General features: G+C 60.9%; 12 protein-coding genes. 9 read left to right on the forward strand and 3 right to left on the reverse strand.

Going from position 1 to position 14,559, the window contains the following annotated elements; genetic code table 11:
• Positions 1 to 591 precede the first annotated feature (591 nt).
• The 6 genes from E4S61_RS21265 to E4S61_RS21290 all read left to right on the forward strand — a co-directional run bounded on the left by E4S61_RS21265 (position 592) and on the right by E4S61_RS21290 (position 6,689).
• Positions 592 to 2,115: an NADH-ubiquinone oxidoreductase-F iron-sulfur binding region domain-containing protein gene (locus E4S61_RS21265; RefSeq protein ID WP_135305937.1), complete on the forward strand. Its 1,524-nt coding sequence runs from the start codon at positions 592 to 594 to the stop codon at positions 2,113 to 2,115.
• Positions 2,116 to 2,190: 75 nt separating this feature from the next.
• Complete coding sequence (locus E4S61_RS21270) at positions 2,191 to 3,135, forward strand: 2Fe-2S iron-sulfur cluster-binding protein (protein WP_135305938.1); 945 nt, start codon at positions 2,191 to 2,193, stop codon at positions 3,133 to 3,135.
• Positions 3,132 to 5,534 (forward strand): formate dehydrogenase subunit alpha, encoded by a 2,403-nt coding sequence (gene fdhF / locus E4S61_RS21275; protein ID WP_135305939.1) that lies wholly within the window; start codon positions 3,132 to 3,134, stop codon positions 5,532 to 5,534. The genes E4S61_RS21270 and fdhF overlap by 4 nt, the downstream gene beginning before the upstream one ends.
• 45 nt (positions 5,535 to 5,579) lie before the next feature.
• Positions 5,580 to 5,912: a hypothetical protein gene (locus tag E4S61_RS21280; RefSeq protein WP_135305940.1), complete on the forward strand. Its 333-nt coding sequence runs from the start codon at positions 5,580 to 5,582 to the stop codon at positions 5,910 to 5,912.
• Between the two features lie 106 nt (positions 5,913 to 6,018).
• On the forward strand, positions 6,019 to 6,288 hold the full coding sequence (locus tag E4S61_RS21285; RefSeq protein ID WP_135305941.1) for a hypothetical protein: 270 nt from the start codon (positions 6,019 to 6,021) through the stop codon (positions 6,286 to 6,288).
• 122 nt (positions 6,289 to 6,410) lie between these two features.
• On the forward strand, positions 6,411 to 6,689 hold the full coding sequence (locus E4S61_RS21290) for a hypothetical protein (RefSeq protein ID WP_135305942.1): 279 nt from the start codon (positions 6,411 to 6,413) through the stop codon (positions 6,687 to 6,689).
• 18 nt (positions 6,690 to 6,707) lie between these two features.
• Here E4S61_RS21290 and E4S61_RS21295 read toward each other — a convergent pair whose 3' ends face one another.
• Positions 6,708 to 8,312: an ABC transporter substrate-binding protein gene (locus E4S61_RS21295; RefSeq protein ID WP_135305943.1), complete on the reverse strand. Its 1,605-nt coding sequence runs from the start codon at positions 8,310 to 8,312 to the stop codon at positions 6,708 to 6,710.
• Positions 8,313 to 8,314: 2 nt separating this feature from the next.
• Complete coding sequence (locus E4S61_RS21300) at positions 8,315 to 9,619, reverse strand: APC family permease (protein WP_135305944.1); 1,305 nt, start codon at positions 9,617 to 9,619, stop codon at positions 8,315 to 8,317.
• 209 nt (positions 9,620 to 9,828) lie between these two features.
• Here E4S61_RS21300 and E4S61_RS21305 point away from each other — a divergent pair, with 209 nt between their 5' ends.
• The 3 genes from E4S61_RS21305 (at position 9,829) to E4S61_RS21315 (ending at position 11,816) form a co-directional block, all read left to right on the forward strand.
• Complete coding sequence (locus E4S61_RS21305) at positions 9,829 to 10,497, forward strand: helix-turn-helix domain-containing protein (protein ID WP_135305945.1); 669 nt, start codon at positions 9,829 to 9,831, stop codon at positions 10,495 to 10,497.
• 296 nt (positions 10,498 to 10,793) lie between these two features.
• Positions 10,794 to 11,279: a universal stress protein gene (locus E4S61_RS21310; protein WP_135305946.1), complete on the forward strand. Its 486-nt coding sequence runs from the start codon at positions 10,794 to 10,796 to the stop codon at positions 11,277 to 11,279.
• Between the two features lie 279 nt (positions 11,280 to 11,558).
• Entirely contained in the window at positions 11,559 to 11,816 is a 258-nt protein-coding gene (locus tag E4S61_RS21315; RefSeq protein ID WP_135305947.1) for a hypothetical protein, read from the forward strand.
• Between the two features lie 874 nt (positions 11,817 to 12,690).
• Here the strand turns inward: E4S61_RS21315 and E4S61_RS21320 are convergent.
• Positions 12,691 to 13,965: an orc1/cdc6 family replication initiation protein gene (locus tag E4S61_RS21320; protein WP_209309576.1), complete on the reverse strand. Its 1,275-nt coding sequence runs from the start codon at positions 13,963 to 13,965 to the stop codon at positions 12,691 to 12,693.
• Positions 13,966 to 14,559: the final 594 nt, after the last annotated feature.

The following is a 14,559-nucleotide window of genomic DNA, read 5'->3' on the forward strand; positions in this document are numbered from 1 at the left end:
TCGTCGTTCGGTGAGTATTCGGCGTGTCTGGCCCCTTTTCGCCGCTGTCGGAGTGATGGTACTCTTAGTGGAAGTCCTTGCAAGTGCTCGCTGCGCGGCTCAAGCAACGACCGTACAGCATCGAGCGGAGCGGCTCGAATCCAGTCGTAGTCAGGAAAGCAACACGTATAGAATAACGAAAGTACGATCGTTATCACAGGTAGAAAAGTCCCTATTCACGGCTTGAATGTCCCGATATCGTAATTGTACTGTCCTCCCTATCCAGAATGGTAAGAACATTGATTTTTTAGTCCTGATTCTGCCGCGCCAGAAGTATCCGTAGATACTTAACATCGTCCACGCCATAGCAAGCAGATCTGCAGCTCGATGTCGGCGAGAAGGCCACGAAACCCGGCCAGTCAGACACCCCCGTGGGCGACTGGTCGAGTACGCAGATGCAACAGCAATCGAAAGGCGGCCAAGCGGAATCGATGCCATCCGTCGCGAGGGACGAATTCACCGCCGGCTTCCGGTCCGAGATCCCCCGCCCCCATACATTGAATACGCTCGCACGATACTGTTTAGACCGTGACCGGACAGCGAGTTATCAAGATGAACCCCGCCTTGCGCGTTTCGACCGGGAGAGAGAATCTCTCGCAGGGACGAGCGGTACTCGAAGCGGTGCGGGACGCTGGCGCGTCGGTCTCGACGGTGGCGGTCGGATCGACCGGACACCTGGGGTTGGAACCGCTCGTCACGGCGACGCTCGACGGCGAGACAGCGTTCTTTCCCGACTGTTCACCGGCGCACGCTCGAACCGTCGTCGAAGCGCTCGACGACGGAACGGTTCCGACTGACGATGCGACCGCAGTCGTAGCCCACGAACCGGGGACGTCGACCCTCCCGGTTCCGAAAGACGGCCCACTCGCCGTTGGCGAACGGCAGGTACTCGGCGCGTGCGGCTGGGCAGTTCCCGGGAGTATCGAGGACTACCGCGCCGGAGCGCACTCTGTGCCGACCGACATCGAATCGGCTGACGCACTGTCACGGCTCCGCGAAAGCGGCTTGCGTGGCCGCGGCCGCGGCGACGAGAGCGCCGACGCGTCGGTCGCAGAAGAGTGGACGACCGTGAATGAGGCCGCGGGAGAGCCTATCGTCGTCGTCAACGCGAACGAAGCCGACGACCACGCCGCCGGTGACCGACTCTTGCTCGAAGGCGCGCCGCTCTCGGTACTCGACCCGGCGTTCACCGCGGCAGCGGCACTCGACGCGACCGACGTCGTGGTCTACCTCACGGAGGGAGTGGACCTCGCCCGTGAGCGAGTGGAGGCGGCCGCGGACGCACTGGTCGAAGCGCGCGACCCCGACGCCTCGCTCCGTGTCGTCGTCGGCCCAGAGGAGTACAAGGCGGGCGAGCCGACGATGGCGCTCGAAGCCATCGAGGGGAAACACCGAATCGAGGCCCGGCGTCGGCCACCCGGGCCGAGCGAGTACGGACTGAACGGTCGGCCGACGTTGCTACACACGCCGCGGACGCTGGCACAGGTCGGGCGCGTCCTCGCCGGAGCGGACCCCGGTGGCGTGCCGGCCGACCCCGGGACGCGCCTGTTCACCGTCGCCGGCGACGTTTCCGCACCCGCGACGGTCGAACTCTCGACGGGGGCGACGCTTTCGGACGCCCTGCCAGCGGTCGAACTCGAAGGATCCCGAAAGGCCGCCTGCGTCGGGGGCGTTTTCGGCGGCGTGACCCGCTCGCTGGACGTGCCCGCGAGCGCGCCCGGTCTCGACAGCGCGCGTCTCGGAACCAACGGCGTCGTCGAACTGGTCGGGGAATCGACCTGCATGGTCGCGCTCGCCGGCGAGCGTGCGAAGTTCGCCCGCGAGGAGAACTGCGGGCGCTGTGGTCCCTGTCGAGAGGGGTCGAAACAGCTCGTGGACCTCCTCCGGGACGTCTACGACGGCGAGTTCAAGGACGGGATGCTCCGCGAACTGGGCCGCACGATGCGCGAGACCAGCCTCTGTGGGTTCGGCAGCGACGCCGCGCGACCGGTGACGACGACCATCGACGTTTTCGAAACGGAGTTTCACGCCCACGCCGACGGCCGCTGTCCGAGCGGGGTGTGTACGAAACTATGAATATAGCTACACCACGCCGACATCTCGACGCCTCGAATCGACGTATCATCGACCCTGCGGCGTTCGGAGGAACCGATGAGTACTGACCCGATTTGGGAGGGTTCGACGACCGGAGCCGACGTTCCGTTGACCGAAGACATCGCACCGGGGACGGCCAACGACCCGCCCGCCGGTGCGACGGACGAGGCGACGCTGACCGTCGACGGCCAAACCGTCGAAGCCAGCGCCGGCGCGACGCTGCTCGACGCCTGCGAGACCGTCGACACCGACGGCGACGTGCTCGCGCTCTGTTCGTACGACGATGAGGAGAAGATTGGGCCGCGCAGCGAGTGTCGGACCTGCATGGTCGAGACGGAGGAACACGGGATCGTTCCCTCGTGTAGCTTCCCCGTCGAAGACGACATGGTCGTCTCGACGGATACCGAGGCGGCCAGCGAGGCCCGCGACGTGAACTTAGACCTCATCCTCTCGAACCACAACCTGCTGTGTACGACCTGCGGGGCCAACGGCCGCTGTGACTTACAGGACGTCGCTATCGAGAACGACGTCGAGGAGCCCCGCTACGGCGTGTTACACGACCGGAGCCAGCTAGAGCCGATTGACGATTCCTCGCCGTTCATCCAGATCGACCGGAACAAGTGCATCCTCTGTAACCGCTGTGTCGAAGCCTGTAACGACGTGCAGGTCGAGGGCGTCCTCCGTGTCGAGGGGTCAGGAAGCGACACCCGCATCGGCTTCCAGAACGACGCCGACACGATGATGGACTCGACCTGCGTCTCCTGTGGGCACTGCGCGACGGTCTGTCCGACCGGGGCGCTCGTCGAGCAGGGACTGGTGGACGCGACGACGCTGCCCGTGCCCGGCTTCACGCACAAGAACTCCGCCGAGGGCATCGTCGGCGAGGACTACGAGCGCCAGCAGACGCAGATGACGCCGATGAAGCGCGAAGGAGACAATCGAAACGAGCCGCGGGTCTCCAGACCGGAACCGGCGGCCACCGAGGGGGACGACTGGCTATGAGCGACGACGAGACGCCGGCCACCGAGAAGGAGGGCGTCGCGGGCTTCATGGCTCGTGCGCGCGAACAGGCGCAGTCGCAGGCGAAAGATGCCGTCAACGAACGCGTACAGTCGCGGACAAAAGACGCCGTCAACGAGCACGTCGTCCGGCCGTTCGAACACGCGGTCTCCGGCTTCGCGGGCAACGCGATATCAGAGGGCCGCCTCTTTTCGGTCGCGGACGCGGTCAGCGACTACCAACTCAACGAGATCGACGTCACGGACACGACCTGCGAGTTCTGCGCCGTCGGCTGTCGGTTCGACGTCTACTCGAAGGACGGCAAAATCCTCGGGAAACGACCCAATCCCGAGAAGGCACCCATCAACGGCATCTCGACCTGTGTGAAAGGGAAGTTCAGCCACAGTTACGTCAACAGCGACGACCGATTGACCCAGCCGCTCGTGAAAGAGGACGGCGAGTTCCGCGAGGCGTCGTGGGACGAGGCACTCTCGCGAGTCGCCGAGGGACTCGACGAGATTCGCCGCGAAGACGGCCCGGACGCGCTGAGTTTCGTCGCCTCCTCGAAAGCAACCAACGAGGACAACTACGTGATGCAGCGGTTCGCCCGCGAGGTCATCGGGACGAACAACATCGACAACTGCAACCGGCTCTGTCACTCCTCGACGGTGTCGGGCCTCTCCAGTACCCTCGGGTTCGGGGCCGCGTCGGTCGGCTTGGAAGCGCTCGAAGAGACGGATTGCTACCTGCTCACCGGGTCGAACACGACCGAAGCCCACCCGGTGCTGGCGACGCGAATCAAGCAGAACGTCAAGGACAACGACGCCGACCTGTTCGTCTTCGACCCGCGGAAGGTCCAGATAGCCGAGTACGCGGACCAGTACTCCCGCGTCGAACCCGGCTACGACACGACGTGGCTCAACGGTTTGACTCGCTACATCATCGAGAACGACCTCCACGACGAGGAGTTCATCGAGGAACGAACCACCGGCTTCGAGCAGATCGAAGAGACGGTCCAGAAGTTCACGCCAGAGTTCGTCGAGGAGAAGGCGGGCGTCCCGCCCGAGGAGATAGCGAACGCCGCAGAAACCATCGCCAACGCCGACTCCTGCGTCTTCGGCTGGACGCTCGGCCTGACCGAACACTCCCACGGGACGGAGAACATCTACGCGATAGCGAACCTCGCGCTCGTGACCGGCCACATCGGGAGCCCGAAGTCCGGCGTCTCGCCGTTCCGCGGCCAGAACAACGTGCAGGGCGGCGGTGGGGACATGGGACCGCTGCCGAACAACTTCCCCGGCTACCAACCCATCGCCGACGAGGACAACCGGCAGAAGTTCGCCGACGCCTACGACATGGCTGTCGAAGACATGCCCGACGAGGAAGGGTATCGCCTCACCGATATGTTCCTCGCTGTTGCCGAGGACGACCTCCGCGGGATGTTCATCCAGGGCGAGAACCCCGTCACCTCGGAACCGAACAGCGGGCACGCGAAGAAAGCCCTTGAAGAACTGGACTTCCTCGCGGTACAGGACATCTTCCTGACCGACACCGCGGAGTACGCCGACGTGGTGTTGCCGGCCACCTCCTCGATGGAATCGAACGGCACGTACACGTCCTCGACGCGCCACGTCCAGTTAGTGAAGCGAGTCATCGACCCCGTCGGGAACGCCAAACCCGACTGGCAGATAACGAAAGAGCTCGCCGCCGAGTTCGGTTACGAGTGGGACTACGACCACCCGAGCGACATCATGGACGAGATCAACGATCTCGTGCCGATATACGGCGGCGTCACGCACGAGCGGTTGGAGACCTTAGCCGACGGCGACGGCCTCCAGTGGCCCGTCTGGGACGAGGACCACCCCGGGACGCCGTACACGTACGAGGACGAGTTCCAGACGCCGTCCGGGTTGGCGTACATGCACGTCTGTGATACGGTCGAGCCCTCGGAGACGCCCGACGAGGACTACCCACTGGTGATGACCTCTGGTCGGGTGCTGTATCAGTACCACACCGGGACGATGACCTTCCGAGAGGAAGGCGACATGTCCTACAACGACAGAAGCTTCGTCGAGATTCACCCCGACACCGCCGCGGAGTACGGCGTCTCGACGGACGATATGCTCCAAATCAGGTCTCGCCACGGCGAGACGACGGCGATGGCGCAGGTCACGACGCGCCCGAGCGAGGGCGAGATATTCATTCCGATGCACTATCTCGAAGGCGGCGCGAACAACCTGACAAAGGAGGAACCGCTCGACGGCCCGGCGCGAACGCCCGAATACAAGGTTACGGACGTCCAGATTTCCCTAGCCGACGCCGACGCGGACGGTGCCGCCGTGCGCGTCTCGAAACCCGACGCGGCCGACGAGACTGACGCGGACGCACCGTTGGACGACTGACCACCGAGGACGACAGCGAGAATTCAACACCCGACCAAGAAAACGATGAAAGACGTAACAGAAGACGACATCGGCAAACCGATATTCACCGCCCAAGGAACCCGACTCGGCACGCTTCGAGGGATAGACTATCCTACGATTTACATCGAAATCGCCGACGACATCGACGAAGAACTCCAGAGTGATATCACAGTCTCCGAAACGACGGCCAAGCGAGCGCACGGTAAGATACTCGCCGGTGCGCCCATCGGCGCAATAGAGGGTGTCGCCGACGGGAAGATTCGCTTCTGGCCGTCCTACGCCGCGACAGCGCGACACGAGGCGGTTGAGTACGAGGAGATTCCGGAAGAGGGCGGCCACGAGGAACCCGGCGGATGAGTACCCGCTCACTAAAGACCGAACACCGGAAGAACGCGAACGGTGCGGCAACAGCGTTATGTGACCGCCGCGCGGACGTTTCGGCGACCGAAGGAGTGCACTACCCATGATACTGACGTTACTCGATAAACTCTTCGGGCAGAACGACACAGGCATCGGCCACGACGAGCGAACCGACCACGAGTGTAGCGTCTGTGGGACGGCGTTCGATACCACCCACACGACCTGTCCGGCGTGTGACAGCCAGATATACCGGACCAAGACCACCACACCGAACGCGCGGCTCAACCTGCTGGTCATGATGACGCTCGCCGGCCTCGAAGCGGCCTACAACGTCGTGACCGGGGAATACCCGAAAGAAGGCCCCGGTGCCTGAGTTCGGGACCAGCGTCCTATACTAGCCTGACGTGGCGGGTATCTCGCCGCGCATCGTCACCGAATTCAGCGGGTCGAAAGGGAACCGGAATACACACAACGGATCCGCTCGCCACTCCGGACATGGCACAGACCGTCGACGACCTCCGAAACGAGATCAGACAGGCCGTCGGGCGCTACGAGCGCGTCGAATCGACGGCCTTCACCAAGGAAGCCCTCGCTGCCATCTGCGAGGCCGTCGAGTACGACATCGACTCGAACACGCTCCCGCCCAAGCCACAGATGCGAGCCGGCATTCTCTGGCGAACCGGTGAGCTGGATGATGACGACCCATCACAGGCCAAGCGCCCCTTCCGGAAGGCACAGCTGCAGGCGATTGCCGCGGCGCTCCGCGACGAGTAACGGAGCGGCGACGAGTGACTACTTCCGGAGTGAGACCCCGCCGCTAGGGTTCAGTAGCTGCGGATTCAACTGCGAGAGTGGATGGGCGTTGAATCCCTGGACGTGGTTTTTCACGCCGAAACTGTTGTCGAGCGTGTACAGTGGCAGGGCGGCCTTGTCTTCGAGGATGGACGTAATGGCGTCAGCGTACAGGTTCCGCCGTTCGTCACGGGAGGAGATCGTGCGGGCGTCTTCGAGCTGTTTGCGGACGGCCGGGTTCTGATAGAACATCCCGTTGGTCAGCCCCTCCATCGAGTCGTGGAACAGTGGATACAGGAACGTATCGGGGTCGGCATAGCCCGCCCACGAACCGATATACATGTCGTAGTCACTGGCGTCGCCGCTAGTCACTTTTTCTCGGAACTCCGACCAGTGGTACTTCTTCACTCTGGCCTTCCCGAAGCCGATGGCCCGAAGCCCCTTGACTATCGTCTGCGCGAATTTCTCTCGCATCTTGTCGTGTGGCGTCGCGACCAGCGGAGCCCACTGTTTGACGCCAGCCTCTTTAACCAGTTCCCGCGCTTTCTGCTGGTTCTTTTCTCGGGGGAGATCGCGCCACTCCTGGAGTGGGAGACCCCACTCTTCGGCGAGGTGGTCCGGAATCGGGCTGTACTGACGCTTCCCCGCCGGTTCGATGATGTTCGAGACCAGGTCGTCCGTCGAAAAGAGGTAGTCGACGGCTTCGCGCACCTCCTTCATTCTCGTCGGGCTGCCGGGACTGCAGTTGAAGCCGACGAAGTGTGAGTGATAGCTCTGTTCCGAGGCGACGTTCGCACCCATGTACCGTTTCGTCGTCTTCCAGAGCTTCGGGTGGACCCGCTCGACGATATCGCTCTGGTTCGTCAGCAGACTCATCGACCGCGAGAGTCCGGCGTGGTTCGTCACCATCTTCACCTTCGATATCGAGGGCATCGGGTCGCCCCAGTAGTCGTCCCACTTCGAGAGTACCACGTAGCTCCCGGGTTTGAATATCTCGACCTCGTAGGGGCCGGACCCGGTGGGCGACTCCTCGCCGAACGTCTCCGCGTTCTGGCCGCGCACCGACTCGGGAACGACCGCTCGCGTCAACGTGTGCTCGAAGGCCGGGTACGAATACGCGAGCTGGAACTCGACGGTTCGGTCGTCTGGGGTCCGAATCTCCTCGATCATGTCGACCTGCCAATGATTCGGCGACTCGCTCTCCTCGTACGTTTTCGGGTCGAAGGAGTACTTCACGTCCTCCGACGTGACCGCGTTCCCGTTCTGGAATTGCGACTCGTCTGCGAGCGAAACGGTGTAGGTGGTCCCGTCTTCGCTCACCTCGGGCGTCCCGTCTGCGAGGACGGGAACGAGGTTCATCTCCTGATCGTAGGTGTATAACCCCTGAAAGACCAAGCCTGCCGGCTGTGCCGACCACGGGTCGTCGAAAGTAATCGGGTCGAGCGTCTTCGGCGAGAGCACCTGTAAGTATCTAAGTTGCGTCCCTCCCGACGCTCCGAGCGGCGTGCCACAGCCGGCGAGCGAAGCCGTGCCGACGACGCTGCCGATACCTTCGAGGACGTTTCGTCGCGTGACGGTCGATTGCGTGAAGTCTTTCTCTGACATGGTTAATTACCCTCCCCGGAGACGTTTCCGAGCGGGTCGCCCTTGAAGTAGAGCAGCTCTGCCCCGAGGACGAAGACGGTGATAGCGATAACGAGATAGAACGTCCCTGGACTGGTACGGTAGAGGTTGTAGAGCAACAACGGGAAGAACAGCGCCGTCCCACCCATTCCGATGACAGGGACAGGCGTGATCAGGTCATCTATCTGATCGCGTTCGCGGAACGCGAGGTAGCTCATCCCGCCGAAGACGGCGATGAAGGCGAGCGACGCGAACGACGTGATACTGGAGAGGCTCCCGTAGACGGCGAACGCCGCCGAGAGCACACCGAGGACGATAATTATCTTCGAGGGCACTCCTCCGTCCCCAGAGGAACCGAACCGGTCGGGAAGCAGTCCGTAGTCGATAAGGTCAGAAGAGAACTGCGCCCCCGAGAACAGCGTCGCGTTGACGGCGCTGGCCGTCGAGAACAGCGCCGAGATGCCGATGATAAACGCACCGACGGGCCCCATGAACTTGATGCCGGCCCAAAGCAGCGAGACTTCCGGCGAGACGGCGATGACCGACAGCGGGAGGAGGCTCACCGTCGTGAATGCGACGACGATGTACAGCAGCGTCGCCACAGGAATAGAGATGTAAATCGCCTTGCGAATGTCATCGATGGGATTCTCGAACTGACTCTGGTCGTACATCAGGAGTTGCCAGCCTTGGAACGCCACGAACGACATCGCCGCGGCCATGATGGGACTGACGGTGGCGAGCTGCGAGAATCCGAACGATAGTTGCTCGCCGGTGTAGGCGAACCAGACGCCCCAGAACCCGAAGACGCCGATGACGAGTACCTTGAAGAATGTGAGGACGTCCTCGGCTTTCCCCGTCTCGGCCGCACCGAGGAGATTGAGACCAACGAATACGGCGATAAGCGCGACGGAGACCACCTTCGACAGCGGCAGCCCCATGTAGTGGAGCCGTCCGATCATCTCCGCGAAGAATCCGGCGAACGCGTACGCATAGAGCGCCATCGACCCGATATAGCCGAAGAGCAACGACCAGCCAGTCATCCCCGAGAGCGTCGAGTTGCCGATCGTGTCCCGGAGATACGTCGGTGCACCGCCCTGTTCGTCCGTGAGTTCGTTCAACTTCACGTAACTGTAGCCAGCGCACATCGCGATGCTCCCGGCGATGAGGAACGCGAACCACGCCGCCTTCCCCGCAATGGCGACGACGATACCGAATGCAGAGTAGATGCCGCCGCCGATCATGCCGCCGAGTGCCATCGCTATGGCTTCTTTGAGTTGCAAATCCGCCATTGTTGTCTCCAGGAGGTCCATCGTCGTTGGGAGACTTATCGGTTAATATTCAGCCACACTATGACGGATGACATACCAGCCTTTAATCCTCACTTCCGGACCAGTTTTGCAGAGGTACCTGAGGGGAGACGCGACCTGTAGCTCCGCAACAGACCTGAGCGAAACAGACCCACATGACTATACGAATCGTTCCCGTACCGTCACGTAACATGGCTACAGCCGCGGAGATCTCGCTTCCCGCCGAGCAGTTCGCACTATGGGAGACGTTCACCGAAATCCCAGCCATCGAGTTCGATGTCGAACGGGTCGTCGCACACGACCAGACGCGCGTGATGCCGATTCTCTGGGCGGGCGGTGCCGAGTTAGACGAGATAACCGACGCGTTCGAGGCCGACCCGAGCGTCGAAGACGAAGAGTTACTCGTCGATCTGGACGACGAGTGGCTCTATCAGATGGGGTGGGTGGACGACATCGCCGCTGTCGTTCAGTCGCTCGTCTACGAGAAGGGAACCATCACGGACGCTCACGGGAGAAACGACCGCTGGAGCTTCCGAATCATCTTCCCGGACTCGGACGCGCTCTCGCGAACGTACGAGTTCTGTCAGGAGAAGAATCTGACGATGGAAATCGAGCGTGTCACCCAGATGGAGAGCGAACCGGCCGCACAGTTCGGACTCTCAGACATCCAGTATACGACACTCATTACGGCCCACCGCGAAGGATACTTCGAAGTGCCGCGCGAGACGAACGTCGAAGAACTCGCAGAGAAATTTGATGTCTCGGCACAGTCGGTCTCCGAGCGGCTCCGTCGCGGCCACGAGAAACTCATCAGCGGCGCGTTGCCCGCCGCGGTCGAGGAAGCGAGTAACGATAACTGAGATTATGGCTTCCGAAAGAAAACCTGAATATTCGTCCGGAAGGCTCGCATCGACGCGCCGTGTAGCTTCGTTCGAAGTACGTGTGACAGACCAGAGCAGTGTCAGTACTACGATACGACGTTCGAGAGCGTGACCGAACTGAACGCCCATCGAGAGAAGAACCACGAAGCGAAACTGGGCGTCTAAAAACGGGAGCACACTCTACAGAACACGTTCTCCTGGTCGCTAAAAAATTACTATAATAATAGTAAGTCGAGACCAGGATTTTACGTCTCGGCTGTTTCTATGTGAATAGAATGAGCGCAGAATCAACGGCAGAGAGCGCGGATGCGGAACTGGAGACGGTACTGCTCGCCATCGGCGGTCGCGACGATACGCGCATCGACTCGCTCGTGACGACCGTTCGCGAGATTGCCCCACCGAACGATGCGACCGTCGTGGTCGCTCACGTTTTCGACAACGGGTCCTACCGGGAAGCAGTGGAGCGGATACTGGACACCGAGACGGCAGATATCGAACCGGACGAACTCGCCGCGGAGATGGGCGTCACGCAGGTAGTAACCGAAGAACTAGCTGACGACGCCATTGATTGTGAAGCGCGCGCCACGACTGGGAGACGCGGCGAAGGGATCGTCGAAATCGCCGAGGAGGTGGACGCCGACCGCGTCGTCGTCGGCGGTCGCCAGCGGTCACCAGCCGGCAAAGCGGTCTTTGGCAGCACCGCCCAGACAGTGATGTTGAATGCTCCCTGCCCGGTGACGTTCGTCCGCGACCAAGCGTAGTCACCGTCGCTCGACGTTTTCACTCGTTAATTTGAGCGGTCGAGTCGGCACCCGGAGCGAGAGTGAACGTCACATAGCTACAGATCACGTTTTCCCCGAGCCACCGTCTCTCGTTCGGCTATAAAATGTCTACTGGCATCTGATAGAGTTTTGAAAGCCATCAGAAAGTGGCTAAAATGGGGTGAAACGGCGTTCTCTTTGTAAACAAATCTGAAACAATACCAATCATCTGGCGGTTATATGATGAGATACATTGATAGGTCGAAGTAAGGAAATACCATGTCGACCGCATCCTCCTCACTTCCACGCCCGCCCGCGATCATCACCATCGTCCAGTCGGTGGCAGCCGCCACCATCAAGGCACTCGTCACGGCCATTCAGGGCCTGGCCTTCTGGGCGACCATCCTGCTCCCGATCGTCATCTCGATGACGCTGCTGACCGGCGTCGTCGCGTCCTCTCCGCACTTCGTGAGCGGTCTGTTCGTTCTGAACGTCGTGTGTGCCGTCTTCGGGCAAAACTACTCGCCAGGCAGATGAGTATGGAACGACCGCGCTCACGAGATTCCGATCGAAGACACTCGAAGACGATCCTGTTCTGTCTCGCCTGCAACCATGACAGTCCAGTAGACGGTGAGTGGCTGTCCGACGACTCGACTGACGCCAACCGGTTGCTCTGTCCACGATGTGGCACTGTCGTGGTCAATCGGTCGCTCCGGTGACTCCACCCGTTTCTGCCCTTCCTCTCTGGCATCACTCTCGTTTTCGCCCGTCTCGCAGATGGACGCTGCCTCGGTGGTATGGATATCGAACGGGTCACACACCCCTCTATCGAAGTGTTGGACAACCGAAGACACCGAAGACGACTGACAGCGAAAGTCTCGACACACCGGTCGATGCATCGAGAGAGGACGACTCAGTATCGAACCGAACTCCGCACACAGGACCTCTTCCTATCGGTTTCAAGCGAATACAGAGTGACAGCAGAGGAGGCCAAACACTTCGGTAGAGAGGGACTGTCCGGACAGACTCGTCGAAAGACACTTCGATAGAGGAGGGTGGCTGCCCGAAGAAATCGGTCGTGAGAACACATCGATAGGGGGGAGCGGGGCTGAACAGACTGATCAGCAAAAACACTTCGATAGAGGGGGGTGACCGTCAGGGCAAGATGGTCGACGAAACACCGCAATGGAGGGATCCACCTGAGTATCGGTCTGGCTGGGAACGTAGAACACCGCGATCTCGCCTGTCGCTGTCTGACCGAGCCGACAGGCCCGACATCCGGAACCGGTATCTATCGGCATCAGAGCGTTTCTGAACGGGAGTTACACTTCGATAGAGGGGTGTGGTGGGTCGAGGAGCTACGAAGGAGAACACTTCGATAGAGGGGTCTGCCGGGCCTGAAGTGCGTCGGTTACGCCTCGTTCCGGACCTGTGCCCTGACGACGGACTGCACCTCTTCGGCGGCGACCATCTCCAGTCGAGAGTCCTCTCTGAGGGTCTCGAGGATAGTTCGTGGCCGCTCACCGAACTGGAACTCCAAGAACATTCCCGAACTCGGACCGTGACTCCGTCGCTCGAAGTCTACGAGCGAGTACGTCGTCATCTCCTTCATCTTGTTGACGTACGTCTCCTGGTGGTACTGATCGGCGTCGATGGAGTCGGTGAGGAACTGATAGACGCGATACCCCGTCGTACTCCGGGCGGTTTCGTCGTCAGTTTCGGTTGCAACCGCCGCGGTCGCGTACAGACAGAGCTTCTTCTGTGTACTGATACCGCGGACGACCTCCAATACGCGATTCTTCTCGACCTTGTCCTGAGCCGCTCGAACGTGTCGTTCGCGGACGCGAGAATCGCCCTCCCGCTCTGCGAGTTCGCCGGCGACCCGAATCAGATCGATAGCTTTCCGCGCGTCCCCGTGGGTCTGTGCGGCGAACGCTGCCGCCAGCGAGATGACGCCGTCATCGAGGACATCCTCGTGGAAGGCGTCCTGTCGTCGTCGGAGAATCGACTGTAGTTGGTTCGCGTCGTAATCGTCAAAGTGGACGTCCTCGGGCGTGAATGAACTCAACGCGCGACTACCGACCAGTTCCATCATCTTCGTGTCGTTAGAGATCGCGACGACGGAGATGTGGGCAGTCATCTCGTCGTTGGCACCCGCACGCGAGAGCTGATAGAGAAGGCGCGAGAATGCGGGATCCTGTTTGTCACGGCGGCCGACGAGCATATCGAGTTCGTCGAGAACGAACACCACGGAATCGAAGTTTTCGTTGACGATGCGATACAGCTCGTCCCACTTCTCCTTCGTGGCGACACCGTGTTTCGGTACCTCGATATCAACGCAGGCTTCGTCGGCAGCACGACGACCGAGCTCGTAGACAGCGATGCCGAGCGTATCGAGGTCCTGGCAGTTGACTTCGACCGTACCGAACCGGATATCTCTCGACGAACAGATCTGACTGATGTTCTTACAGACGGCCTTGGTGATGAGGGACTTCCCCGTCCCTGAGGGACCGTAGAGAAAGAGATTCGGTGGTCGGTTGTCACCGAGTGCGACTCGAAGCATCTTCGTTACCTCTTGGAGTTGTCGGTCGCGGCCAACGATGCGATCCTCCTCGACGACGTGGTTGGGATCGAGCAGCGAACGGTCCCGAATCAGCCCCTCTTGCTCCTCGAACTCGAGAAGCATGTCTTCGATAGACTGCGATCCGTCACCATCGGGAGCCGGTGATGCCTCGCCGTCGAGAGAGACTTGCTCGTCATCGTCGGTAGATGACGGTGTACTCGTATCGAGAGATGACGACTCTTTACCATCGGGAGACGACGGTTCTCCAGCTTCAGGTGCTGACGACTGTTCCTCGCTGGACTCGGTCGTCGGAGCCGGCTCTGTATTTCGCCGGGTTGCATTCGGATCGGAAACCGGGTCGAGTTCGTCTGCGGACTCAGTCCCGTCGGTAGCTTGCTCGTCCGTGCTCGCCATGAGATCAGACTGGGTCGTCTCTTCGAAATCGTCTGGTTTCGACGACTCGGTGATGTCGTCAGTCTCAGAGTCGTCAGCGTCCATAGTCCAACGGACACGTCCGGAAGGGAAAAACGTTACCCACCTCTATCGATGTGTGATTCCGTTATTGAGTTCGTCAGTAGCGCGTTTGTACGAGTTCAACCTCTCCGAGTGTGAGAGAGGCCAGAAGTAGTGACGATATGTTCGAGAAGAGGTGGAGACACACACACACCCCTCTATCGATGTGTTCGAGCGGACGGAGGGGTGGGGGGATCGATCGGC

Origin of the sequence: Haloarcula amylovorans (assembly GCF_004681185.1) — an archaeon.
GTDB lineage: Archaea > Halobacteriota > Halobacteria > Halobacteriales > Haloarculaceae > Haloarcula > Haloarcula amylovorans.